This is a genomic window from Nonomuraea sp. NPDC000554, from assembly GCF_040300065.1.
Taxonomy (GTDB): Bacteria; Actinomycetota; Actinomycetes; order Streptosporangiales; family Streptosporangiaceae; genus Nonomuraea.
In genome coordinates, this window is record NZ_JBEPDC010000003.1 from 346895 (window position 1) to 371656 (window position 24762).

Annotated in this window: 24 protein-coding genes; 10 read left to right on the plus strand and 14 right to left on the minus strand. The window is 67.3% G+C overall.

From position 1 onward, the window contains the following. Positions 1 to 436: 436 nt before the first annotated feature. The 3 genes from ABT294_RS08105 to ABT294_RS08115 all read left to right on the plus strand — a co-directional run bounded on the left by ABT294_RS08105 (position 437) and on the right by ABT294_RS08115 (position 2016). Positions 437 to 856 carry an ISAs1 family transposase gene (locus ABT294_RS08105; protein ID WP_350804380.1) on the plus strand — a complete coding sequence of 140 codons (420 nt, stop codon included), beginning with the start codon at positions 437 to 439 and terminating at the stop codon, positions 854 to 856. Beyond that, on the plus strand, positions 801 to 1064 hold the full coding sequence (locus ABT294_RS08110) for an IS66 family transposase (protein ID WP_350804381.1): 264 nt from the start codon (positions 801 to 803) through the stop codon (positions 1062 to 1064). The genes ABT294_RS08105 and ABT294_RS08110 overlap by 56 nt, the downstream gene beginning before the upstream one ends. Positions 1065 to 1251: 187 nt before the next feature. After that, a complete protein-coding gene (locus ABT294_RS08115) occupies positions 1252 to 2016 on the plus strand; it encodes an AfsR/SARP family transcriptional regulator (RefSeq protein ID WP_350804383.1) in 765 nt (254 codons plus the stop codon). Between the two features lie 130 nt (positions 2017 to 2146). Here ABT294_RS08115 and ABT294_RS08120 read toward each other — a convergent pair whose 3' ends face one another. The 6 genes from ABT294_RS08120 to ABT294_RS08145 all read right to left on the minus strand — a co-directional run bounded on the left by ABT294_RS08120 (position 2147) and on the right by ABT294_RS08145 (position 6747). Beyond that, complete coding sequence (locus tag ABT294_RS08120; RefSeq protein ID WP_350804384.1) at positions 2147 to 2407, minus strand: hypothetical protein; 261 nt, start codon at positions 2405 to 2407, stop codon at positions 2147 to 2149. 130 nt (positions 2408 to 2537) lie between these two features. Then, complete coding sequence (locus ABT294_RS08125; RefSeq protein ID WP_350804385.1) at positions 2538 to 2873, minus strand: hypothetical protein; 336 nt, start codon at positions 2871 to 2873, stop codon at positions 2538 to 2540. Between the two features lie 132 nt (positions 2874 to 3005). Then, the gene (locus ABT294_RS08130) at positions 3006 to 3632 is read right to left on the minus strand and encodes a transposase family protein (protein ID WP_350804386.1); all 627 of its coding nucleotides are present in this window, start codon (positions 3630 to 3632) and stop codon (positions 3006 to 3008) included. A gap of 75 nt (positions 3633 to 3707) precedes the next feature. Then, positions 3708 to 4505, minus strand: a complete 798-nt coding sequence (locus ABT294_RS08135; RefSeq protein WP_350804388.1) for a family 1 encapsulin nanocompartment shell protein — start codon at positions 4503 to 4505, stop codon at positions 3708 to 3710. Next, positions 4502 to 5557, minus strand: a complete 1056-nt coding sequence (locus ABT294_RS08140; RefSeq protein WP_350804389.1) for a Dyp-type peroxidase — start codon at positions 5555 to 5557, stop codon at positions 4502 to 4504. The genes ABT294_RS08135 and ABT294_RS08140 overlap by 4 nt, the downstream gene beginning before the upstream one ends. A 17-nt stretch (positions 5558 to 5574) precedes the next feature. After that, on the minus strand, positions 5575 to 6747 hold the full coding sequence (locus ABT294_RS08145; RefSeq protein WP_350804390.1) for a glutathione-independent formaldehyde dehydrogenase: 1173 nt from the start codon (positions 6745 to 6747) through the stop codon (positions 5575 to 5577). Positions 6748 to 7086: 339 nt separating this feature from the next. Between ABT294_RS08145 and ABT294_RS08150 the strand changes: the two genes are divergently transcribed. The 4 genes from ABT294_RS08150 to ABT294_RS08165 all read left to right on the plus strand — a co-directional run bounded on the left by ABT294_RS08150 (position 7087) and on the right by ABT294_RS08165 (position 11666). Beyond that, positions 7087 to 8040, plus strand: coding sequence for an aldo/keto reductase (locus ABT294_RS08150; RefSeq protein ID WP_350804391.1), 954 nt, complete (start codon positions 7087 to 7089; stop codon positions 8038 to 8040). Positions 8041 to 8424: 384 nt separating this feature from the next. Beyond that, on the plus strand, positions 8425 to 9162 hold the full coding sequence (uppS, locus tag ABT294_RS08155) for a polyprenyl diphosphate synthase (RefSeq protein ID WP_350804392.1): 738 nt from the start codon (positions 8425 to 8427) through the stop codon (positions 9160 to 9162). Beyond that, a complete protein-coding gene (locus tag ABT294_RS08160; protein WP_350804393.1) occupies positions 9159 to 10574 on the plus strand; it encodes an oxygenase MpaB family protein in 1416 nt (471 codons plus the stop codon). Before uppS ends, ABT294_RS08160 begins: the two co-directional genes overlap by 4 nt. 141 nt (positions 10575 to 10715) lie before the next feature. Then, positions 10716 to 11666, plus strand: a complete 951-nt coding sequence (locus ABT294_RS08165) for a DUF5829 family protein (protein WP_350804394.1) — start codon at positions 10716 to 10718, stop codon at positions 11664 to 11666. Positions 11667 to 11952: 286 nt separating this feature from the next. Here ABT294_RS08165 and ABT294_RS08170 read toward each other — a convergent pair whose 3' ends face one another. Both ABT294_RS08170 and ABT294_RS08175 read right to left on the minus strand, forming a co-directional pair. Further along, the gene (locus ABT294_RS08170; RefSeq protein ID WP_350804396.1) at positions 11953 to 12156 is read right to left on the minus strand and encodes a hypothetical protein; all 204 of its coding nucleotides are present in this window, start codon (positions 12154 to 12156) and stop codon (positions 11953 to 11955) included. Positions 12157 to 12186: 30 nt separating this feature from the next. After that, positions 12187 to 12936 carry a L,D-transpeptidase gene (locus ABT294_RS08175; protein WP_350804397.1) on the minus strand — a complete coding sequence of 250 codons (750 nt, stop codon included), beginning with the start codon at positions 12934 to 12936 and terminating at the stop codon, positions 12187 to 12189. A 90-nt stretch (positions 12937 to 13026) separates the two neighbouring features. On the opposite strand from ABT294_RS08175, the gene ABT294_RS08180 reads away from it, so the two are divergent. Both ABT294_RS08180 and ABT294_RS08185 read left to right on the plus strand, forming a co-directional pair. After that, a complete protein-coding gene (locus ABT294_RS08180; protein ID WP_350804398.1) occupies positions 13027 to 13713 on the plus strand; it encodes a response regulator transcription factor in 687 nt (228 codons plus the stop codon). Then, positions 13710 to 15521: a sensor histidine kinase gene (locus ABT294_RS08185; RefSeq protein ID WP_350804399.1), complete on the plus strand. Its 1812-nt coding sequence runs from the start codon at positions 13710 to 13712 to the stop codon at positions 15519 to 15521. Before ABT294_RS08180 ends, ABT294_RS08185 begins: the two co-directional genes overlap by 4 nt. A 55-nt stretch (positions 15522 to 15576) precedes the next feature. Here the strand turns inward: ABT294_RS08185 and ABT294_RS08190 are convergent, their stop codons facing one another. Then, entirely contained in the window at positions 15577 to 16068 is a 492-nt protein-coding gene (locus ABT294_RS08190; RefSeq protein ID WP_350804400.1) for a hypothetical protein, read from the minus strand. A 989-nt stretch (positions 16069 to 17057) separates the two neighbouring features. Then, a complete protein-coding gene (gene msrA, locus ABT294_RS08195; protein ID WP_350804401.1) occupies positions 17058 to 17720 on the minus strand; it encodes a peptide-methionine (S)-S-oxide reductase MsrA in 663 nt (220 codons plus the stop codon). A gap of 121 nt (positions 17721 to 17841) precedes the next feature. Between msrA and rarD the strand changes: the two genes are divergently transcribed. Further along, complete coding sequence (gene rarD / locus ABT294_RS08200) at positions 17842 to 18762, plus strand: EamA family transporter RarD (RefSeq protein WP_350804402.1); 921 nt, start codon at positions 17842 to 17844, stop codon at positions 18760 to 18762. On the opposite strand, the gene ABT294_RS08205 is transcribed toward rarD, so the two are convergent. The 4 genes from ABT294_RS08205 to nuoL are packed head-to-tail and all read right to left on the minus strand — an operon-like array spanning position 18730 to position 24718. Beyond that, on the minus strand, positions 18730 to 19719 hold the full coding sequence (locus ABT294_RS08205) for a polyprenyl synthetase family protein (protein ID WP_350804404.1): 990 nt from the start codon (positions 19717 to 19719) through the stop codon (positions 18730 to 18732). The two genes, rarD and ABT294_RS08205, sit on opposite strands and share 33 nt — an antisense overlap. Positions 19720 to 19728: 9 nt before the next feature. After that, the gene (gene nuoN, locus ABT294_RS08210; protein WP_350804591.1) at positions 19729 to 21264 is read right to left on the minus strand and encodes an NADH-quinone oxidoreductase subunit NuoN; all 1536 of its coding nucleotides are present in this window, start codon (positions 21262 to 21264) and stop codon (positions 19729 to 19731) included. A 44-nt stretch (positions 21265 to 21308) separates the two neighbouring features. Then, the gene (locus ABT294_RS08215) at positions 21309 to 22874 is read right to left on the minus strand and encodes an NADH-quinone oxidoreductase subunit M (RefSeq protein ID WP_350804405.1); all 1566 of its coding nucleotides are present in this window, start codon (positions 22872 to 22874) and stop codon (positions 21309 to 21311) included. Next, entirely contained in the window at positions 22874 to 24718 is a 1845-nt protein-coding gene (gene nuoL, locus ABT294_RS08220; protein ID WP_350804593.1) for an NADH-quinone oxidoreductase subunit L, read from the minus strand. The genes ABT294_RS08215 and nuoL overlap by 1 nt, the downstream gene beginning before the upstream one ends. Positions 24719 to 24762: the final 44 nt, after the last annotated feature.

Sequence of the window (24762 nt, forward strand, 5' to 3'; positions counted from 1 at the left end):
AGGGGGCCGTAGCAGTTGCGGAGTGTCCAGTTACTGTATCCCGCCCAGACCGTCTTGTGTGCGAACAGCAACCAGGGCCTCGGCGAGGTATCGATAGCGGTCTGAGTGTCCGTTTCGCGGAGTGACTGTTGCGGTGTGTGCCGGAGGACTCTCGGGGACTTGCTGGCCGGTGCGCGTTCGTTCACCGCGATCGGTGAGTGGATCACTTATGCCCCTGCCCAGGTAGTGGCTATCCTCGACGTCCGGCGGGATCCGCTGAGCCGGGCATGGCAGCCGCCGGACGAGTCGACCGTGCGGCGCCTGTTCGAGCAGATCGACACCGATGCGCTGGATGAGGTCTGCTCCTGGCTGGCCGGGCGAGCCGCCACAGCCAACACTGCTGCCAGCGCCTGTGCGGATACAGCGGCACGAACGCGCCGACGGGGCGTGGCCGTCGATGGCAAAGGCACTGCGTGGTGCACGCCACCACCGCGGCGAGCCGGTGCATCTGCTGGCCGCCTTCGACCACGGCAGTGGCCTGGTGCTCGCGCAGACCGACGTGCCCGGCAAGACCAACGAGATCACCCGCTTCCAGCCCTTACTCGGGCGTCTTGACCTGCACGATCGCGTGGTCACCGCCGATACCCTGCACACCCAGCGCGAGCACGCCACCTTCCTCATCGAGCGGAAACGGGCTCACTACGTCCTGATCGTCAAGAAGAACCAGCCCAGCCTGTACGCCCAGGTCAGCCGGGGTCGCCGTCGGCCTGTCGCACGTCGAACGCCTGCCCGGCCCGGCCGTCACGCGGCCGGCCGGCCGCGTGCTGCTGGAGGTCTTGCGCGACCGCGCCGACGATGTCCTGCGCTTCGCCCATGACCTGCGGATCCCACCCACGAACAACCAGGCCGAGCGCGACCTGCGACCAGCCGAGGCCCGCCAGAAGATCTCCGGCAGACTCCGCTTTGAGCAGCACACCCGGCTCGGTACGCCGTCCACGAATACCTGTCCACCACGATCAACACGGCCTCGACGTCATTACCGTCCTGCGCGACGCGCTTGCCGGCAGGCTCTGAATACTGCCTGATCCAGCTACGGGCTGCCGCTTCGGCAGCAGCCGTACTTCTGCACGCGCCGGGACGATTACATAGCGCAATCAGCCGATACCGAAATGCGCAGGACGTGAATGTTTACAACTCATCTTGCCATCGGCCAGTCAATATGAGAAGATCGTCTTCTTTGACTTATGGTTATCCGTAGCCGGTGGAGGTGGAATGCTGTTTTGCATTCTTGGCACGCTGAGAATCCGAGGTATTTCCGCTCTTCGACTAATGGCTCCGTTACCGCAAGCTGCACTTCTCGCGTTGATCCTGCAACACGGCTCGCCTCTCTCGCGGGAGGCTCTGACTCAGCTCTTATGGGATGATCCGCCGAAATCAGCCACAGCCAATCTCCGGCAGCACTTGATGCGACTTCGCCAGATACTCGCAGAACACAAGCTGGAAGGCCGAATCTGCACACTACGCGGCAGCGGCACCTCATATCGCCTGCTACTTTCGGAGAATGAACTAGATCTGACGGAATTCAATGCCCTTGTAACCGCCGGCCGGGCGTACGAAAGACACGGCGATCCGGTCAACGCCGTATCTCGGTTTCGCGTCGCCCTACGAATGTGGAACGGTCCTATCGACATTGACGGTGTCGGCTCTCGAAGGCTTCAAAACCGCCTCCATGCCCTAAACGAACTACACAGCGACGTCCAAGAAGACTATCTGAGGACTCGCCTGCTCTGCGAACCGCCGGACCATGTCATCGCCGAAATTCGAGCGTTCCTGTCCGAACATCCCCTCAGGGAACGGGGTCATCGGCTCCTGATTCGAGCCCTCTACGAGTCTGGAGACACTTCGGGCGCCCTGATCGCCTTCGACCGCGCCCGCACGATCCTCAATGAGGAACTCGGGCACGATCCGGGCCCTGACCTACAAAGGTTGCACGCGGCAATTCTGCGGCACGATATCGGCCACGCCGAACGCGCCTGACGGACACAGGTTCCTGAGTATCTTCCATTCCGCCTCCGAGATTTTGAAGATCGAGCCATGTTGGCTCTTCGAAGTTAAGCGGTATCCATCCCTGGTCTGTTACGGCAGTTGTAGATCGTTAAGTGCTGTGTCAATAGTCACGGGAAGGAAGCCGCCGTAATCTCGTTCCACCGCCGGTGGCAGGCCACTGCCCGGCATAGGTGGCGGCGTCGCCATAGGGACCAGTGCAGGGCATGTTCGGGATCGATGTCTTGCCGGGGCGGGGAAGGGTGAAGCGGCGCAGGAGTTTGACCAGCTCACGGCAGCTAATTGGGACGAGTTCGATGTCGGTGTGGGTGGTGGTGCCGCGTTCCAGACTGGTCGTGATGGCTAGCAGGACGTAGGCGATCATGCTGGTCAGGCTCCACCGACGCCAGGAGGTCCAGCCGGTGACCTGGCCCTGATCCAGCCCGTCAGCCCTTTCGCCGCTTGGAAATCCTCCTCGATTCGCCATCTGCGGCACACCACATCCACCAGATTACTTAACGGTCGACAGGACGCTGACCAGCACCGATAGAACGACAGAGTGCGGGTGTAGCGGTGCCGGCGGACCAGCAGCGTGCTGTGTCCGTCCTGCTGGTGGTCGGGGTGTCGTCGGCGAGTACGCCGATCATGGCCCATTCGTAGTGCCGGTCCCCCTTGGTTCCGTGGCCGGTCCGCAGCCGCTGCCAGGAGCGGGCGGGCACGCGTGCGGCCAGGTCGGTGACGGTGTAGGTGGTGCCGGCCGGGGTGCGCACCCGGTGGTCGCTCTTGAGAGCGGCCACATAGCGGTAGCCCAGATGGCGGATCGCGCTGCGGGTTTCCCGGCCACCGTACACCTCATCGACGGCGACCCAGGCGTCGGCGACGCCGACGCCTGGGCAGCTGGGCAGCTGGGCAGCTGGGCGAGCATGTCGACGGCGAGTTGGAACATCACCTCCTGCGGGACTCCGGCCAACTCGCGGCGCTCCTCATCGGCGGTCCACGCGCGAGGCAGGAACAACCTGCGGTCGAGGTCGCGTCCGAGATGCGGTGTAAAAGAGAACGAGCGCCGCTTTGGCGAGGTCGCCGACTCGGCTGGGGCTGAGGTGGACGTGCTGAAGGGTGCGCCAGCGTTGCTCGAGCAGTGCGAAGCCGCGTTCTCCCAGACAGCGAAGAGACCGAAGAAGCGCATTTCTGGTACGCGTGTCAACGTCCAGTTCCCGGCCGTCTGCGGGCTGCCTGATCGGGGCATGAACGCTGGCGCCTGCACCTTCGTAGCCCGAGTCGGCCAGTACCGGCATGGCCTTGAGATAAGGGCGGATTGCGGCGAGAACCTGTTCTCGCGCGGCGGTGATGTCATGAGTCGACCCGGGCAGGGCGTCGGATATCCATATCGGAAAGCCGCCCGGTGTGATGAGACCTTGCAGGTTGGCGGCGAAGGCTCGGGCTTTGCCGGAGTACCAGGCGTCGATCTCCTTGCCTTTCACGCTGGTCTTCTTCTCGCCGACTCGGTCGATGCTTGTCAGGGTGCCGTCCAAGATCAGTTGAGGCCGGTCGTCAGCCCGGGCGCGATCCAAAGCCGAAAGCGGGCCAGCACAGCAGACCGGCGTCACCATTGAGCGACCAGTTTCCGGTGAGGCGGACCAACACGGCCACGGCCTCGAACCAGCCCAGGGTTGATATGGCCTCCTCTACTGCGACATCGTCACGATGGCCTCGCCGGTGTAGACGAGGAAGGTCAGTGTTTCCTGGAAGTAGAGCTGCACGCTCGTGGCGTCGTGCGTGAGGTAGCCGATCGAGACGTCTTGGCCGATGTGCAGCTCGAAGTCGCCCCCGCGGGTCGACAGCAGGAACGCGCCGTCGATGACGGGTGCCCAGATGATCTCGCCGTCCATGAGGCGGGTGACGTGGTCGAGGATCGGATAGCCCTGGTCGGTGCCGCCGCTGACGGCGGTGTAGGCGTCGGCGCCGAGCACCAGTGTGAAGGGGCCGTCGACGCCGGCCGTCCGCAACACTGTCACCGCCTGACTGACGGCGCCTGGATAGTCGCGTACGTGGGCCGGGAGCGGGATCGCCGGGTTGGACGAGCCCGCGCGCATGCCGGTGATGCCCGCCTGGGCGTACCCTTCGAAGATCGCGCGGTCTTCGGCGAAGGCGAGCCGGCGGGCGGCGTCCTTGACCGGCTGCCAGTCGGCGTCCTTGGCGCCGCGTTCGACGCTGTCGACCTGTTGCCGGTCGACGGTGAAGGGCACACGCAGTTCGACGATCGGCTGGCCACCGCACGCGTGGGCGATGACGCCGTCGGCGGGAGAGGCGATGGCCTGCAGATGCCCGGTGCCGACCCCCGACAGGTCCACTCCTTGGGGGCCGACGACATCGACGACGCGGCGGCCGGCCAGGTGACGCCGGAAGGTGCGCCGTGCCTCCTCCTCCAGGTCGGCCCACGCGGCCGCGGAGATCGGCGCCAGCTCCCGGTACAGGTTGTTCATCGGACGTTGCTTCCTTTGAGGTCGCCGATCCCCAGCGATTGCGGGAACGGACTATCCAGGTCGGATGGCACGCCAGTCGCACGCACCTCGTCCCCGGTCCGGGTGGCGGCGGCGATGGCCGGCGGAGCGGGCAGGTCGTTGAGGAAGTCGGCACTCGGGACGAAGAACAGCGAGCCGGTCACGGGGACGGAGAAGTCCAGGATCCGGTCGTGCCTGGCCGGCGGATCGCCGAGAAACATCCGCTCCAGCATCCGTTCGGTGACGGTCGGGGTGCGGGCGTAGCCGATGAAGTACGTGCCGAACTCGCCGCGCCCCACGCAGCCGAAGGGCATGTTGTCGCGCAGGATCTGGTGCTCTGTGCCGTCGGGACCGACGATCGTGGTCATCGCGACATGGGAGTCGGCCGGTTTGACGGCGTCGTCCAGTTCGATGTCGGACAACTTCCGACGGCCGATCACCATCTCCTGGACCTCGACCGGCAGGGCGTTCCACGCCTGCAGATCGTGCAGGTACTTCTGCACGATCACATAGCTGCCGCCTGCGAATCCCGGGTCCTCCGCGCCGATCAGGACGGCGTCGGCGGCCGTGGGGCCGACCGGGTTCTCCGTGCCGTCGACGAAGCCCAGCAGGTCTCGTACGTCGAAGTACTTGAACCCGTGCACCTCGTCGCGGACCGTGACCACGTCACGCACCCGGTCCATGATCTCCGCCCCCAGCGCGAAGCAGAGGTCCGGCCGCTGTGCCCGGATGTGGAACAGCAGGTCACCGGAGGTGGCCAGGGCGCGGTGGACTGGACCGGTCAGTTCGCGGAACGGGTGCAGCTCGGCGGGGCGCGGCCCGGCGAAAAGCCGGTCCCAGGCCTGCGAGCCGATCCCGGTGACGCAGCTCAGCCTGCCTTCTTGCGCCCGGAAGCCGACGGCCCGCTGTATGCCTGACAACTCCGACAGCAGGTCACGTACGCGGTATTCACCTCCTGGGTCGATCGTCACCACGAGGAAGAGCGCCGCCCTCGTCAGCGGGCTCAGCACCGCCTGCGGGACTGCCTGTCCCATTGCTTCCCCCTTGTCCGTTACGGTCGCAGCACGGCCTTGATGACACCGTCGGCGCGCTGATCGAAGGCCCGATACAGTTCAGGCGCGTCGTCGAGCCGGCCATGATGGGTGACCACCACACCGGGACGGGCCCGCCCGGACAGCACCAGGTCACGCAGCAGCACGGTGTAACGGCGATCGTGCGTACGGCCGAAGCGCACCGAAACCCCCTTGGAGAAGAACGTCGCCCAGGGCGCCGTCATACTGCCGTCGGGGTGGCCCTCAGGGGCCGGATGCAGGTCCTTTTCGGCGTAGACGCCGATGATTCCCAGATGCCCGGTCGGGTTGATCAGCCGGGCGAGATCGCTCACCACCTGCGTCGGGTTCTCCACACCAGGCTCCAGGCGGTCGTGAGCCTGGAACCCCACCGCGTCGATGCCCGCCTGAACCCCGCGCATCGCCTCCTCGCCGGGCGCCAGACCACCGGCCCGGCGCAGCTCGCGGATCTGCTCAACGGGATCCCCCTGCCGGAAATCGACCGGAACGGCACCTATCTCGCCGGCCTTGTCCAGTCGTTCGGGCACCGCATCGACGACGTAGACCTCGGCGGCGCCCTTGATCAGGGCACTGTAGGCGGCGAGCAGGCCGATGGCGCCGGCCCCGAACACCGCGACCGTGTCGCCCGCCCTCACCTGCGCCAACTCCGTCGCGTGCCAGCCAGTCACGAACGCGTCGGCCAGCAGGACCAGGTCGTCTTCAAGATCGTCGCCAGGCTCCCCGGGCACCTCGATGCAGTTGGCATCGGCGAAGGGCACCCTCAGCAGCTCGGCCTGCGCGCCGCGGTAGGGACCCATGCCGGCGTAGCCATAGGCCGCGCCGAAACCACCTGGGCGCACCCGCAGGCAGGCGGCCGACAGCCCCCGCGCGCAGTTGACGCACACACCGCAGTACACGTGCGTCGGGATCACCACCCGGTCCCCCGGCTTGACCATCTCGACCGCGGAACCCGCCTGCTCGACGACACCAAGCGGCTCGTGCCCCAGCACCAGCCCCGGCGTGGCTCCTGTGCGCCCGTCATACATGTGCAGGTCGGTCCCGCAGATCGCGCTCGAGCTGATCCGGACGACGACGTCGTCAGGCTCCTCGATCACCGCGTCGGGGACGTCCTCCACCGCGACCGAACGGGTGCCTGCGAAGACCACGGCCCTCATACCGGCCATCCGCAGCTCTTCGCCACTGCCAACCCCCACGATCTCTTCCCCAGGCCGGACCGCCCGCTACCAGCGCCGACGCGCGCCGCATGGCCACTTGGCCGTCACTGACCGCACTACCCTGCTTACTCGCCGTCTATGGCCTCTCGCGCGCCATGACTCCGGCATCAACGGCCCGCGCCGCCCCGGCCACGACCTTCCTCGCCTGCGCTGGGTGCCGACACCAGGAGAATCCTGGTTACCAGACCACCCCGCTCCGGGCACGATCACCAGCCCGCACCAAACGCTCTTTGCCTCCTGGTGAGCCGGCCCAGCCCCCCGAAAGGGAACGCCCGAATCATGGACACAGTACGGTTGGGCCGCACGGAGCTGCAGGTCAGTCCGGTCTGCTACGGCACCTGGCAGTTCGGCGGGGACTGGGGGCAGGTCGACGAGGGCGCGGCCGTCGCCGGCATCCGGCAAGCCCGTGAACGCGGGGTCAACTTCTTCGACACGGCCCAGGGCTACGGGTTCGGCGTCTCCGAGCGCATCCTGGGCCGGGCACTGGCCCGCGACCTGGACGATGTGGTGATCGCCACGAAGGGCGGTCTGCGCATGGACGGGGACAACCTGGTCCGGGACTCCAGCCCCGGCTGGCTGAGGCAGGGCGTGGAGTCCAGCCTGGAGGCGCTCGGCACCGACCACCTCGACCTGTACCAGGTGCATTGGCCCGATCCGCGCACCCCGTTCACGGAAAGCGCCGCCGCGCTGCGCGAGATGGTCGACGAGGGACTCATCAGGCACATCGGGGTGTCCAACTTCGACGTGGACCAGCTGCGCGAGTTCCCGGGCGTGGAGACGGTCCAGCCGCCCTACCACCTGTTCCGCCGCGACGTCGAGACAGACGTGCTCCCCTACGCTGCCGACCACGATCTGGGCGTGCTGGCGTACGGGCCGCTGGCACACGGCCTGCTCGGCGGCGGCTTCGACGAGCACACCACGTTCCCCGGCGACGACTGGCGCTCGCACAGCCCCGACTTCACCGGCCCGGCCTTCCGCCGCAACCTTGCGGTGGTCGCCGAGTTGCGCGACTTCGCCGAACGGCGCGGCGCCACGATCGCGCAGCTCGCGGTGGCGTGGGTGCTGGCCAGCCCGGCCGTCCACGTCGCCATCGTCGGCGCCCGCAGCCCCAGACACCTCGACGAGAGCCTCGGCGCACTGGACCTCGTCCTGGGACCGGACGACCTGGCGGAGATCGACAAGATCATGGCCGGCGCCTCCCCCGTGGCAGGGCCCGCCCCTGAGGGCATGTGACGACCGCCGTAGGGCTTCGACGCCCCAAGCCGTGACCCGGACGTGGCTAGCGACCTACAAAAAACTCCGACCGGCGGCGGGTACTCCTTCGCCCTGCCTGGCGTGACCGACGAGCAGGATTACTACGCCCGCGCCCTGCTCAGGTAGCCGAACACGGCCCGCTCGGAGGGGAAGAGCCGCTACTCGACCATCCGCCGGCAGTGCGGCGTGCGCGCCCTCCTCGGTGGGCTGATGCCGACGGGTGACCACCAGATCGGCCCTCTGCTGTGGCCAGGCAGGCGGGCATCCCGCAGCAACTCGATCGCCCGCGAAGAGATGGTGCCGACCAGAGCCAGCCGACGGCTACGGTAACAACGATTGGTAATGATACAGTCACACTCAGCTATGAGAATCGTCAGCGGACTGCCGCGTCACGTGGCTTGCGTGATGGACGGGAACGGGCGGTGGGCCGCGCAGCGATCGCTACCGCGCACCGCAGGCCACGAGGCGGCAGAGGCCGCCGTGATCGACATCATCGAGGCGGCGCGCTCGGCCGGCATCAAGTGGTTGAGCCTGTACGCCTTCTCCACCGAGAACTGGCGGAGGCCGGCGGGCGAGGTCGACATCCTGATGAGGCTCGTGCGCCGGGCCATCCGCAAGCATGCACCGGCGTTGCACGCGCGCGGCGTCCGGTGCAGGTTCCTGGGCATGTCCGATCCGCGGATCCCTCCACCCCTGGTCCGGGACATCACCGATCTGACGACGCTTACCAGCGACAACAGGCAGATGACGCTCACGGTCGCCTTCGATCACGGGGGACGCCGCGACATCGTGGAAGCCACCCGTTCGCTGATCCGCGACGCGGTACCCGCCGAGCAGGTCACCGAGGCCACCTTCGCCCGGCATCTCCCCTACCCCGACACGCCGGATGTGGACCTGGTCATCCGTACCTCCGGAGAGCAACGAATCTCCAACTTCATGCTCTGGCAAGTGGCCTACGCCGAATGGGTCTTCCCCCAGGTGCTATGGCCCGACTTCCGCGCGACCCACCTCTGGGAATGCCTTGACGCCTACCGATGGCGCCAGCGCCGGTTCGGCGATGTCCGCCAGTCGACCGCCACTACGGGAGAGGAATCTCGATGACCCCGACCACCGCAGAGGAGACCGTCGACGTCTTCGGGCCGGACTCGATGCTGCGCCGCCTCGTCAACGAGGCACGGTGGGGCCTTGCGGTGACCCGTGCCACGGTTCTGGAAGCCGCGCACCCGCAAATCGGCGCAGCGTTGATCGGGAACTCGACGTTCGTGACACATCCGTGGCGGCGTCTGCGCAACACCTTGGTGAGCACGCAGCGGATACTCGACCCGGACCAGCACGTTCGCAGCCGGGAGGCAGCTCGCCTCAACCGCCTGCACGCCCGCATCTCGGGCACCGACCCGCAAGGCCGCCGCTACGACGCGGCGGACGCCGAAGCACGCGCCTGGGTGGTGGCGACCCTGTTCGAATCGGCGGTGACGATGTATCGGCTGAGCGGCGAGTCGCTCGACGGGCCCGCGATGGAACGGCTCTACGCCGAGTTCCGTACGGTTCTGGCCCTGCTCGAAGGCGACAGCGACCAGCTCCCCGCGACGTTGCAGGAGTTCTGGCCCTACTACGACGACATGATCCACCATCGCCTGGAAAGCACCGAGGCGGTGCGCGTCATCCTCTATCGGCTCTTCGCCAACGTGCCCGCGCCGCCCCTGCTGCGCAACCATCCCGCGGTGTGGGCCGCGGGCCGGGCCGTGGCAGGCCCGGTGGCCGCCGCGATCACCATCGCGTCGCTTCCGGAATCCTTCTGCCGACGTTTCGCCCTGCCTGACCTCCCAGGGGCGCGGGCGCTCATGCACGGGGCCTACCTGACCGCCGGATTCGCCGCCCGCCTGCTACCAAGCGGCTGGGTGAACGCCGGCTCGTTCATGAGCCTGCTGGATCCCGACCACGCCGGCGGTTCTGGACCGTGGGAGAGCGTACGCCGCAAAGCGGGCCAGGCCGCGGCCATGGTCAGACTCATCACCCCGGCTCCCGACGAGGTCAACCACGCCTCGCGCTCGGCTGACCAGTTCTTCGCCGAGGTCTTGGACCAGACCGGCGACGGCCATCTCGCCTGGCCTGACCTGGCGGCCATGGCAAGAGAGATCGCCACTCGGCTCGACCTGGACGAACTGGACGAGGAGCGGCTTTACAACGCCTACGCCGCCTGGTGGCGGGAGTTGCAATCCCATCTCGACGCCGACGGCGACGGTCGCGTCACACGCCAGGAATACGCCGCCTCAGCCGCCTCTCTGCCCAGCTCCGGACTGGTCAAGATCGCCGACGTCCTGTTCGATGTCACCGACGTCGACGACGACCAGACGATCGACGCGCAGGAATACCAGAGGTTGTTCCGCGCAGCCTTCCACCGTGATCTGACCGGCAGAGCCGACAGCTACTCGCGCAGCGCTTTCGTCAGGCAGTTCCTGTCCTTCATGTCCGGGCAGCAGCGCTCGATCGCGTACAACTCCCTCCTGTCCTAGTGGGAGGTGCAGCCGCGCTCCCCGCTGACATTCCTGCCGCGCCCGCACAAGAGCACAGATGGCACGTGTTTTCGATCACGACGTCTCTGGCTTCCACAGATCAACAGTGAGTGCGATCTTCCCCCTCCTAAGATCACTTACATGCTGATTTACCGAACATTACGGATGGTCAAAACCCTCACCGCGACCTTCACCGTCGCACTCGCTGTCGCAGTCGCGGGGGGCGCGACGGCGGCGCGGGCCGACGAGAGCCAGCCGCAACCCGATCGGCAGCTGCTGTTCTACAACCACGCCTACAGCGTCGTCGACAAGGAGACCGCCGACGCGGTCGAGCACTCCGACTACCTGCGGAAGTTCGCCAACTTCGAGCTCCGCACCACGACCGGCGGGGGAATGACCTGGACCGGTCGCTACCTGAAGGGCCGCGAGACCTACCTCGAACTGTTCGCGGTCGGCGATCTGCCCGGACAGGACGCCGAATTCGGCTCCGCCGGGCTGGGCGTCTCGACCGAGCGGGCCGGCGACCTGGCCACAGTGACCGAGCGGCTGAAGGCCCTGGGGATCGCCAACCCGTTCCCGTACCGCCAGACGCGTGACTTCGGCGACGGCGTCAAGGTGCCGTGGTTCGACACCATCCGCACCACCGGCGACCAGTACGACGCCTTCGACCCCTGGGCGATGGAATACCTCCCGGAGTACTTCGCCGACCCGCGCAGCAAGACCGAGCCGGAAAGCTTCCCCGGTGACGTCGGCCGGGAGCGCTATCTGCCCGACGACTACCGCGACCACCTGATGCGTGACGTGACCGGCATCCGCATCGCGGTCCCCGCACGCGACCTCGCCAACACGCTGCCGCTGCTGCGGGCCGGCGGGTTCGCCGTTCAGTCCCTTCCGGGCGATGGCGCCGTCGCGGTGAGTGGCGGCACCAGCATCCAGCTGGACTCCGTTCCGCGCGACCAGGCAGGCCTCAAGCAGGTCCACCTCTCGCTCAACCGGCCCGTGGCGTACCGGCACGAGGAACGGATCGGCCGCTCGACCCTCGTCGTCGGCCCAGGCGCCCGTGCCGTGTGGACCTTCGACGCCCCTGAGTAAGGGACCGGCTCGGCACTTTCAGCGGGCGATTCCCCCAGGGCCACGTCGGTTTATCCACTCGCTTTGAGGAACGAACCTTTCGCCGCTCTCTCGGTCCAGGGAGGCGGCGTCTCTTCATGTTCGGGCAAGCCCACGCCGGCGCTGTTGACGCACAGGATCCTGCTCCTGCCCGCGATGGCCTGGTCGCTGACGCGACCGCGGGCAGGAGAGGAGGTACGACCACGGCGAGACTGCGGGCGCCAAGGTGCGGCGCCGCAGACCCGGGGGCTGCGGCGCCGCACGACGATCAGCCGGTGTAGGCCGGCCTGGCGGTGGCGGGCTCCTTCGGACCCGGTGTCTGCATAACCCTGGGCCGGTGGTCGTCCCGCACGGCGGAGGGCACGGGGGACGGCTGCTTGGGATCGGCCGCGGCCGTGCCCGAGAAGCCTGCGAGGCCCGCCGTCACGGCCAGTGCCGCACTGATGCCGATGAGCGTGGCTTTGATCTTCATATGGATTCCCCTGTTCATTGATGTCGGGCCTCAGCCCTGGACGACGACCGGAGTACCGATCGCCAGGTTCTTCGCCATCCAGGTGATGTCGTCGTTGCTGATCCGGACGCAGCCGTGGCTGGCCTGCGTGCCGATGACGGAGGGCTTGTTCGTCCCGTGGATCGCCAGCTGGCCCGGGCCGCCGGCGAAGCTCTTCAGCACCGGCGAGAAGCCGCTCAGCCCGAAGGCGTAGGCGCCGTAGGCCCCGCCCGGGTCGGCGGGCTTCACCAGCTCGGTGAAGAAGTAACGACCTGGAGGTGTCGGCGTGCCCGCTTCGCCTGTCGCGACCTTGCCCGTCCTGACGGCCCGGTCGCCGTCGTAGACCGTGAATCTGAACGCCCCGCGATCGATCTCCACCCGGTACGAGGTCTCCGCGAGCGTCACGTCGGCGGCCTTGATCCAGCCCTTGCTGCCGTTCGGCCGGATCGGCAGCAGCACCTGGAGCCACTCGCCCTCGTCACGTTCCACCAGGAAGACACGCGCCGCGCCGTAGTCGTTGGGGCTCGTGATCGTCCTCTGTGCCACCCCTTCCTTGTTTCGGTAGACCGTGATCCGAGATCCCTTGACGGTCGCGATCTTCGAACTGGCGCCGGTCGCCGGCTCGGGCCGTACGGCGCTGCTCGCGGAACTGGCGCCGGTCGCAGGTTCGCGCCGTACGGTGCCGCTCGCGCTGCTCACACAGCCGGTCAGCAGGAAGGCGAGCGTCGCCGCAGCAGCCATACGAAGCAGGTCGGTTCTCACCCGCCGCAGCCTGGCGACAGAATGTGTGAAACCTGTTTGCTTGTCATGCGGATCCCATATGCATCCCTGACATGGACATAGCCTCAGGCCATGTGCGCGTACGTACTGGTCGCCGAGGACGATCCCAAGCAGGCCGAACTGCTCAGGCGGTATCTGGAGCGGGAGGGCCATGAGGTCCTCGTCGTGCACGACGGGCGCTCCGCGATCGACGAGGCGCGGCGGGCGGATCCCGACCTCGTGGTGCTCGACGTGATGATGCCGAAGGTCGATGGGCTGGACGTCTGCCGGGTGCTGCGTGCCGAGTCCGACCTGCCGATCCTGATGCTGACCGCCAGGTCCACCGAGGATGACCTGCTGTTGGGGCTCGACCTCGGTGCTGACGACTATGTCGCCAAGCCGTACAGCCCGCGTGAGCTGATGGCCCGCGTGCGGACGCTGCTGCGCCGTACCCGCAAGGCCCAGGACGCCGATCGGCAGCTGTTCCAGGCGGGCGATCTCGTCGTGGACCCGGTCAGGCACACCGTCACCGCGGCGGACACGCTGGTGGAGTGCACGCTGGCAGAGTTCCGGATCATCGAGACGCTGGCTGCCGAGCCGGAGCGGGTGTTCACCAGGAAGCAGTTGCTGGAGCGCATCCACGGTTTCGACAGGTTCATCACCGAACGCACGGTCGACGTGCACGTGATGAACCTGCGCAAGAAGATCGAGCCTGATCCGCGCCGCCCGGTCCGGCTGCTGACCGTGTACGGCGTCGGCTACAAACTGACCCACGCATGAGGTCGCTGTTCGTCAGGTTGCTCACGAGTTCGGCTGTCGTGGCGGTCTGCTCGATCACGGCGACGGCGTGGCTGGCTGCCAGCAGCACCTCCGGCGCCATTCAGCGCGAGCAGGGTCAGACGCTGGCCAGCGACGCCCAGATCAACAACAGCCTGCTCGGCTTCGCCTCCCGCCATCCGGACTGGTCGGGCGTGGCCACCACCGTGCACGATCTCGCCGCCCGCAACAGCCGTCGCATCGCGCTGACCACCGAGAAAGGCGCCGTCATCGCGGACTCGGCGACCCCCGGGACCCCACTGCCCGCCAAGGTGTCGGCCGTCGTCGACCCGCTGGCCGTGGACGTGACCCTGGTGCCGGGGGCGGCCAGGGACCGTATCGATCCACGCGCGGTGGGTCCCTTCCTGCTGTCCGCCCGCGATCGCGCCCGGCTGATGAAAGCCGCCAACACCTACGCCGCCTGCGCTGGCCGTACCGGGGAGGCCGTACAGGTGACCGTCTCGAACGCCGGCAGGCCCATCGTCTCGAACGACGCCGGCAGGCCCCTCGTGACGACGACCAGCAAGGCGGCCAGTCCGGAGCCGAGGCCGGTGCCGAGCCAGGCCCCCACGGTGATGCGCGTCTGCGACGCCACCACCTTCAGCATGCCGACGCGCACCGAGAAGGCCGCGTTGAAACAACTCAACCTCCTGGTCAGCAGGTGCCTCAAGGGCAAGAGCGCGGAACGGGGCTCAGTCGGCCTCGACTTCACCTGGGTCTCCAAGGAGAAGCAGCCGATGCCGCCGACCGCTGAACCCGATCAGACGATCTCGTCCTGCATCGTCACCGCCCGCAAGGAACAACTCGATCCCTACGTCGCCCCCGCGGCGTACCTGTACATCGGCTCCCCTGCCGAGGCCACCGACCAGCGCATCCCGCTCCCCTCGATCGCCGGTGCCGCCCTCCTCGTGCTCGTGCTGACCGTGGGCGTGAGCGTCATGGCGGCCAGGCGCCTGGTCAGGCCCGTCAACGCGCTCACCCACGCCGCGCAGCGGATGCGTGACGGGGACAGTTCCGCCCGCGTCACGGTCAGGACCACCAGCGAGATCAGCGAGCTCGCCACGGCGTTCAACGAGATGTCGGAACACCTCCAGCGCATGGAGGAGCAGCGCAAGGCCATGGTCAGCGACGTCTCCCACGAGTTGCGCACCCCGCTGAGCAACCTCAGAGGGTGGCTGGAGGCAGCCCAGGACGGCGTCGCCGAGTTGGACCCGGCGCTGATCGCCTCGCTGGTCGAGGAGATCCTCCTGCTGCAGCACATCGTGGACGACCTCCAGGAGCTCGCCCTCGCCGACGCGGGCAAGCTCCGTCTGCACGTCGAACCCGTCCACCTCGGCGACCTTCTCGACCAGGTGGCCACCGCTCACCGAGGCCGGGCCGAAGCCGCGGGGCTCACACTGACCACCGCGATCACCGACGACCCCTCGCTGACCGCGGACCCGGTACGGCTCCGCCAGGCCATCGGCAACCTGGTCACCAACTCCCTGCGCTACACGCCACCCGGCGGGCACATCACGCTGGGCGCCCGCCAGGACGGCGACCAGGTCGTCGTCGAGGTGACCGACACGGGGATCGGGATCCGCGCCGAGCACCTCCCCCACGTCTTCGACCGGTTCTGGCGGGCGGAGAAGTCCCGCAACCGCCAGACCGGCGGCAGCGGGCTCGGGCTCGCCATCGTGCGCAACCTGGCCGAGGCGCACGGCGGCACAGCCACGGTCGCCAGCGTGCCAGGTGTCCGCACGACGTTCACCCTGCGTCTTCCGTCGTCATGAGGCGCATGAAGGCCCGAGGACGACCTGGAAGGTGACGGCACCGTGTCCGAGGTGCCTAGCAGTAGGTAGGCGACTTGGTCAGGAGCACCTTGTTGGGGTTGGAATAGCCGATCTTCTTCCTTCCCTGCGTCCGCGGGTTAACCGTTATGCACTTCCAGAAGACATCTCGCTGCGAGACGAACTGCAGCTCGATGGTGCGCTTCTGATTGCAGTGGTTGTTGAAGTAGACAGTCGTGGAGACGTTTCCATCGCCCCAGGAAGCTGTTATCTTCTTCCCCCTCGGGCTCGCGCATGCGGCTGACTTCCTGTGCACATCCGCGGCTTGCGCACCAGATTTCGCCACAGAAGTCTCAGCATTCGCCGTGGCAGCGGGGACGGTCAGCAGCGCGAAGGCGACGCCAGTTCCTGCCATTGCGGAAACAAGCCTCTTGTAGCCCATCTTCTCCTCTTCCTGTCTCGGTCCACGCCCCGATTCCCGTCTTGACCGGACCGGGGCCACTGCCAGCACGCTCGCAGCCGGCAACGCGAACATCAAGGAGATCTTCATCCAAATGGCATCCATGGACACTTGGACAAAGAACATGCAGGTCAGAGCAGACGACCCACCGATCGCAGACCACCATGCCGGCTCTCAATGAGTTTCCGAAGCTGCGCATCCGTTCCAGTCAGCGACCTCGGCATCCAGAGAAGGTCGTGCACGATATCCCCGAGAACGCCACGATTTCCGCGACCTCTTGCAGCGTTTGACCAGAAGCCGCCCTCCCGTCCCGGACTTTGGGCAGGACCCCCGGTTAACGACATCCGAGCGCGGGGGGATAATTTCCAGCAGCTTTTCAGGGCCCGCAACCGAAAAGCGTTTGCACGCTCACCGTCCCGACTGGGTCTTGGCTTCGCCGGTCGTGAGGCCGACGGGGCAGATGACGCCAGTGCAGCCTATCCCGCAGTAGCCTCCGGGATTCTTAAAGAGATATTACTGGCGGTAGCACTTGGTTTCGCGCAGCAATAAGTTGGCTATTCGGTGTCCTTGGGGTGTCGAGGCGATGCATAGATCCCCCAGACAGTACGGGCGACATCATCGATGGCATAGCGCACACGCCCACCGCTGGTGACCTCGAATTCCCACTGCTCCAAGTCCTTGCCGTTGTGACGATGAGTCGCGAGGTCGCCGCGTAGGCGATGTTGCCGGTCGCGGTTGGAGCTTGAACGGGGATCAGCCCGCAGCGTCTCGAAGCATCGGCGCGTATTGGCCAGGGCATGACGGCACAGCTCCTCCCAGCCCCTGACCGCGTCGCTGGTACCAAAATCTCTGTCCCGCCCACCGCCCGCGCGAGCCTGAGATCGAGTCTGGTCACCTCACCGACCAAGGGGTACCCGTACCAGCGTTCTTCCTGTTCGTCGTCTGTGTCGGGCAGCGCACTCTCGACAGCCTGCCAGTCGAGATCATCGAACTCGTATCCAACGAGCGACGCGAGGATCTCGCAGAAGACCCTCGCGTTCTCTTCTTTGATCCATCCAGCGTGGATCAGGCCAGGCCGATCACGCCTCACCGGACGTCAGCCCGACTGGGCAGGAGACGCCCGTGCCACCGATGCCGCAGTAGCCGTTCGGGTTCTTGAACAAATACTGCTGGTGATACCCCTCAGCGAAGTAGAACGGGCCTGCGGGGGCGAGTTCGGTGGTGATGGGGCCGTAGCCCGCCGCCGTCAGGACGCGCTGGTACGCGTCGCGTGACGCCTCCGCCGCCTTCTGCTGCTCCGGCGAGTGGTAGTAGATGGCCGAGCGGTACTGGGTGCCCACGTCGTTGCCCTGGCGCATGCCCTGGGTGGGGTCGTGGGCCTCCCAGAAGATCCTGAGAAGCTCTTCGTACGAGATCTTGGCGGGGTCGAAGACGACGCGGACGGCCTCCGCGTGGCCCGTCTGGGTGGTGCAGACCTCTTCGTAGGTCGGGTTGGGCGTGTAGCCGCCCTGGTAGCCGACCGCGGTCGTGACGACGCCCGGCGTCTGCCAGAACTTGCGCTCGGCGCCCCAGAAGCACCCGAGGGCGAAGTCGGCGATCTCCAGCCCCTCCGGGTACGGCGGGGCGAGCGGGGCGTCGAGGACCGCGTGCCTGGACGGGACGGGGATCATCGACGAGCGCCCCGGCAGGGCCTCCTCGGGACGAACCATCGATGTCTTGTTGCCGCCGAACAGCCAACCCATCGTGCCACCTCCACAGCTCCTGCCTACGATACAGAGGCTGTAACGCTTAAGAGCTGCTACATCATCCCAGATAGCAATACGCGTTTGTGTTTAAAGGTGGTAATGCCCGAAAATAGGGGACATGCCTGACACTCGACGTGGTGTGCTGTTCGGGATCGCTGCCTACTCGATGTGGGGGTTGTTCCCCCTGTACTGGCCACTGCTCAAACCAGCGGGAGCCGTGGAGATCCTGGCCCATCGGATGGCCTGGTCCCTGGTGGCCGTCGTGGTGGTGCTCGCCGTGCGCAGGCACTGGGCGTGGTTCAGAGGGCTGCTCGCACAGCCCAGGAAGCTGGGCCTGCTGGCGCTCGCCGCGTTGATCATCACGGTCAACTGGGGTGTCTACATCTACGCCGTGAACAGCAACCACGTCGTCGAGGGCGCGCTCGGGTACTTCATCAACCCGCTCGTCAACGTGGTGTTCGGAGTGGTGCTGCTGCGGGAGCGGCTGCGTCCGCTGCAGTGGACGGCCGTCGGGTTCGGGACGCTGGCCGTGCTCGTGCTGGCCTTCGACTACGGCCGCCTGCCCTGGATCGCGCTCGTCCTGGCCCTGAGCTTCGGCCTGTACGGGCTGGTCAAGAAGCAGGCCAACGTGGGCGCGGCAGAGAGCCTCACGGTCGAGACGCTGGTGCTGCTCGGCCCGGCGCTGGCGTACCTGGTCTACCTGGAGAAGGCGGGGCAGGCGACGTTCGGGCACCAGGGGGCGGGCCACGCGTTGCTCCTGGCAGGGGCGGGGGTGATCACGGCGGTTCCCCTGCTCTTCTTCACGGCCTCCGCGATCAGGGTGCCGCTGAGCACGATCGGACTGCTCCAGTACATCGCGCCGATGCTGCAGTTCCTCTGCGGCGTGCTGGTCGCCAAGGAGACGATGCCGTCGAGCCGGTGGATCGGGTTCTCGATCGTCTGGCTGGCGCTGGCGATCTTCACCTACGACAGCATCCGGACGGCCCGCTTGGCCCGCATCCGGAAATCAGCCCGAACGCTCGACCACGTAGTCACATAGCGCCGAAAAGGCGGCCTTGGCTGGGATGTCGGGGAGGCCGGAGATGTCGAGCCGGGCCCGGTCCACCCACGTCCTCAGCTCGGCCCGCGCCTGGTCCATCGCCGGATGCGCCCGCAGCAGCGTCAGCGCCTCCTCGACGTCCTCCTCAGCGACCGGCCCCGACAGCAGCTCCGACAGCCGCGACGGCGTGTCGGAGGCCAGCACGTAGAGCACCGGCAGCGTGCGGATGCCCTCGCGCAGGTCGGTTCCGGGAGTCTTGCCCGACTCGGTGGACGTCGAGGCGACGTCCAGCAGGTCGTCGCCGAGCTGCCAGGCCAGCCCGATCGCCTCGCAGGCCCGGCTCAGCCGCTCTTCGACGTCGGTGGGGGCCCCGGACAGCAGCGCCCCGAACCGCCCGGACGCGGCGATCAGCGACCCGGTCTTGTCGGCCAGCACGTCGATGTAGTGCGCAACAGCGTCCTCGCCGGCGCGCGGGCCGATGGTCTCGCGGATCTGCCCCTGCACGAGGCGGGAGAAGGTCTGCGCCTGGATGCGGATCAGCTCGGGGCCGAGGTCCGCGAGGAGGTCCGACGCCTGGGCGAACAGGTAGTCGCCGGTGAGGATCGCCACGGTGTTGTCCCACCGGGCGTTGGCCGACGGGGAGCCCCGCCGGACGGGGGCCTCGTCCATGACGTCGTCGTGGTAGAGCGACCCGAGGTGGGTCAGTTCGATCACCACGGCACCGGGCACCACGCCCGGCGCCGACGGGTCGCCGAACTGGGCGGCCAGCAGGACCATCAGCGTGCGGAAGCGCTTGCCCCCCGCCTCGATGAGATGCTTGGACGCCTCCGTGACGAAGGCGTCCTCGCTCTCGACCGATGAGCGCAGCAGCTTCTCGACCGCCGCCAGTCCGGTGGCCACGTCCTGCGCCAACCGCTCGTCCTCGATGGGAAGGTCAACAACGGGAGGCGCGGACATACAGATCCCCTATCTGATGAACAGGCCGTTGGCGGCCGTGTGGGCGAGGTTGAGCACGGGCTCAGGGTAGAGCCCGACCCCTACCGTAACCAGCAGCGAAACGGCGATGACGGCCACGGTCCCCATTGTGGGCACCGCGATCGACGGGCCGTCGGCGGCGGGCTCGCTGAAGAACATCAGCACGATGACACGGACGTAGAAGAACGCCGCCACGGCCGAGGCCACGACACCCAGCACGACCAGCCCGGTCATCCAGCCGCCCAGCGAGTCGCCGGTCTCGGTGCCGCTCGCGAGCGCGGCGGCGAACACGGCGTACTTACCGAAGAAGCCGCTGGTCAGCGGGATGCCGGCGAACGCGAGCAGGAAGAAGGCGAACACGCCCGCCAGCACCGGCGAACGCTTGCCCAGCCCCGCCCAGCGCGACAGGTGCCCCGCCTCGCCTCCCGGGTCGCGGATCAGCGTGACGACGGCGAACGCGCCGACCGTGGCGATGCTGTAGACCAGCAGGTAGAACAGGATCGCCTGGAGCGAGACCACGTTGCCGGTGCTCTTGTCGAATGTCGCCATGACGCCGATCAGCAGGAAGCCCGCGTGCGCGATCGACGAGTAGGCCAGCATCCGCTTGATGTCGGTCTGCGTGATCGCCAGCACCGCGCCGACCACCATGGTGAGCGCCGCGACGCCCCACATGACCGGACGCCAGTTCCAGTCGAGGTTGCCCAGCGCGACCCAGAACACCCGCAGCAGCGCGCCCACGGCCGCGACCAGCGTGCCGGACGCCATGAGCGCGGTGATGGGCGTCGGAGCGCCCTGGTAGACGTCCGGCTTCCAGGCCTGGAACGGCGCCGCGCCGATCTTGAACAGCAGTCCGACGCCGAGCAGCGAGAACCCGAGCAGCAGCAGCGGGTCGAGCATGGCGCCGGTGGCCATGGCCTGGCTGATCCCCGTCAGGCTGACGGTGCCGGCGTAGCCGTAGATCATGGCGGTGCCGTACAGGAAGAACGCCGAGGAGAAGGCGCCGAGCAGGAAGTACTTCATCGACGCCTCCTGCGACAGCAGGCGACGACGCCGGGCCAGGCCGCACAGCAGGTACAGCGGCAGCGACATGACCTCCAGGCCGACGAACATCGTCAGCAGGTCGTGCGAGGCGGGGAAGAGCAGCATGCCGCCGACCGCGAAGAGCACCAGCGGGTACACCTCGGTGTGCGCGCCACCGGCGGTCTCGGCCTCCTCCTCGTCGGCGCTGCCGGGCACCGCGGCGGCCGAGGCGACGAAGTGGCCCTCGTCGTTGATCAGCAGCACGCAGACGAACGACAGGACGAGGATCACGCCCCAGATGAACAGCGCGGGCCCGTCGACCGCGACGGCGCCCATGGCGACCGGTGCGGTGGCCACATCGCCCTTGACGACCTGCAGGAGGACCAGCGCGAACGCGCCGGCCAGGCTCAGCAGCGTGATGGGCACGTGGATCGACTTGCGCAGGTAGCGCGGCGCGAACGCCTCCACGAGCACGCCGATGACCGCCGCGCCGAAGACCAGCAGCATCGGCGCCAGGGTGCCGTACTCGATCGTCGGCGCCTGGATCTCGTTCACTGTCCGGGCCCCTTCTCAGCGATGGCCGTGTCCACCTTCACGCTGGTCAGCGTGTGGGTCACGGCGGGGTTGATGACGTCGAGCAGCGGCTTGGGGAAGATCCCGAAGCCGATGATCAGCGCGACGAGCGGCGCGAGCACGAACACCTCGCGCACGTTCAGGTCCTTGAACGCCTTGACGGGCTCGGCGGTCGGCCCGTTCATGACCCGCTGCACCATCCACAGGATGTAGACGGCGGCGAGGATCACGGCCACCGCGGAGATGATCGAGGCGACCGACAGCGCGCCCGCGCCGAAGGCGGTGCTCGAGTAGGCGCCGATCATGACCATGAACTCGCTGACGAAGGACGACAGGCCGGGCAGTGACAGCCCCGCCAGACCGGCGACCAGGAAGAAGCCCGCGAGCAGCGGGGCGGCCTTCTGGACGCCGCCGTAGTCGGCGATGTGCGGCGACCCGCGCCTGGCGATCAGGAACCCGGCCGCCAGGAACAGCGCGCCGGTGGCGAAGCCGTGGTTGACCATGTACAGCGTCGCGCCGGCCTGGGAGATCTGCGACATCGCGAACACGCCCAGCACGATGAAGCCGAAGTGCGAGATCGACGTGTACGCGATGAGCCGCTTCATGTCGCTCTGCCCGATCGCCACGATCGCGCCGTAGATGATGCTGATGACCGCGAGCACCACGATCGGCATCGTGAACGCCTTGGCGGCGTCGGGGAACAGCTCCAGGCAGAAGCGGAGCATCCCGAAGGTGCCGACCTTGTCGAGCACGCCCACGAGCAGGACGGCCGCGCCCGCCGGGGCCTGCGCGGCGGCGTCGGGCAGCCAGGTGTGCACCGGCCAGAGCGGCGCCTTGATCGCGAAGGCGATGAAGAAGCCGGCGAACAGCCACTTCTGCGTGGCCGGGTCCTGGATGGCCCCGATCAGCTCGGGGAACATGAACGTGTGCTTGCCGGCGATCGCGTACAGGCCGATGACCGCGACCAGCATGAGCAGCCCGCCGAACAGCGAGTACAGCAGGAACTTGACGGCCGCGTAGGACCGCTGGGCGCCGCCGTACGACCCGATCATGAAGTACATCGGGATCAGCATGGCTTCGAAGAAGACGTAGAACAGGAAGACGTCGGTCGCCGCGAAGACGCCGATCATCATCGCTTCCAGGACGAGCAGCAGCGAGAAGTACGTCTTGACCGACCGCTTGGGCGTGACGAGCGTGCCGTCGGCGGTCTTGACGCCGTCGGCGTCGTGCCAGGACGCGAGCACCACGATGGGCACCAGCACCGCGGACAGCGCGATCAGCACGACCGCGATGCCGTCGACCCCGACGCCGAACTTCACGCCGAAGCTCGGGATCCAGTCGTAGGCGGCCGCGAACTTGAACCTGTCGGGGCTCTTGTCCTGGGCGAACAGGACGGCCATGACGATCGTCAGCACCATCACGACCAGCGAGACCGCCAGCGTGACCTGCTTGGCGAGGTTGTCACTGCCCTTGGGAAGCAGCGCCACCACGATGGCGCCCAGGACGGGCACCGCCATGAGTATCGGGAGCCAGAGTGACGACATCAGATGTTCCCAACGAGGAGCAGGGCGCCGGTCAGCAGGGCGGCGCCGATCAGGATGGACAGCGCGTACGTTCTGGCGAAGCCCGTCTGGAGCCTCCGCAGGCGCCCTGAGCTCCCACCGATGCCGGCGGCCAGGCCGTTGACCAGGCCGTCGACGCCCCGGTTGTCGAAGAACACCGCCAGCCGCGTCAGCCACTGGCCGGGACGCATGAGCAGCGACTCGTTGAGCGCGTCGCCGTACAGGTCACGGCGGGCGAAGGTGGTGAGGAACGAACCGCGGGGAGCCACGACCGGCACCTCGGCCCTGCCGTACCGCACCCAGGCGAACGCGGCGCCGACCGCGACCAGCGCCAGCGTGGCGAGGCCGGGGACGCTGGCGAAGTGGAAGCTCGGCAGCTCCTCCGGCAGCCCGACTGCCGGGCCGAGGAACTTCATGAGCGTGTTGCTCAGGATGAGGTAACCGCCCAGGAAGACCGAGCCGATCGACAGGATGATCAGCGGCCAGGTCATCACGGCCGGAGACTCGTGCGGGTGCGCCTCGGAGTCCCAGCGCTTCTCGCCGAAGAAGGTCATGAAGACCATCCGCGACATGTAGAAGCCGGTGATGCCCGCGCCGAGCACGGCCAGCCAGCCGAGCACCTGGTTGTGCTCGACGGCGGTCTCGATGATGCCGTCCTTGGTGAAGTAGCCGGACAGCAGCGGGAAGCCGATGATCGCCAGGTAGCCGACCATGAACGTGGCGAACGTGACGGGCATCGCCTTGCGCAGCCCGCCGTACTTGCGCATGTTCACCTCGTCGTTCATGCCGTGCATGACCGATCCGGCGCCGAGGAACATGTCGGCCTTGAAGAAGCCGTGCGTGATCAGGTGGCCGATCGCGAAGGCGTAGCCCGCCGGGCCGAGGCCCGCGCCGAGCATCATGTAGCCGATCTGCGACATCGTCGAACCGGCGAGGCCCTTCTTGATGTCGTCCTTGGCGCAACCGATGATGGCACCGGCGAGCAGCGTGGCGGCGCCGACGATGGCGACGGCCAGCGACTGCGCCGACCCCTCGGGGAAGAAGAACGCGCCCGAGCGGACCACCAGGTAGACGCCGGCGGTGACCATGGTCGCGGCGTGGATGAGAGCCGAGACCGGGGTCGGGCCCTCCATCGCGTCGAGCAGCCAGGACTGCAGCGGGAGCTGGGCGGACTTGCCGCACGCGCCGAGAAGCAGCAGCAGGCCGATCGCGGTCAGCGTGCCGTTGGAGGCGGTGCCGACCTTGGCGCCGAGGTCGCCGAAGGCGAGGGTGCCGAACGAGGTCCAGATGATGAACATGGCGACGAGCAGCCCGAGGTCGCCGACGCGGTTGACGATGAACGCCTTCTTGGCGGCGACCGCGGCCGACGGCTTGAACTGCCAGAACCCGATGAGCAGGTAGGACGCCAGGCCCACGCCCTCCCAGCCGATGAACAGGCCCACGTAGTTGTCGGCCAGCACCAGCAGGAGCATCGCGGCGACGAACAGGTTCAGGTAGGAGAAGAACCTGCGCCGCTCGGGGTCGTGGGACATGTAGCCGATCGAGTAGATGTGGATCAGCGATCCGACACCGGTGATCAGCAGCGCGAAGCTGATCGACAGCGGGTCGATGAGCAACCCCATGTCGACCATGCCGGGAATGAACTCGTACAGGTGTACGGCCTGACGGCGCTGCTCAGCAGGCAGGCCGATCAGTTCGAAGAACGCCAGCACCGCCACGACGAACGAGGCGAGGGACATGGCCACGCCCAGCAGATGGCCCCACCGGTTGGTGAACCGGTTGAACACCAGCATGATGCCCGCCCCCAGCAGAGGGAGGAGGATCATCAGCCAGGAGACACCGATCACGCCACCGGTGGTGTGCTGGACGA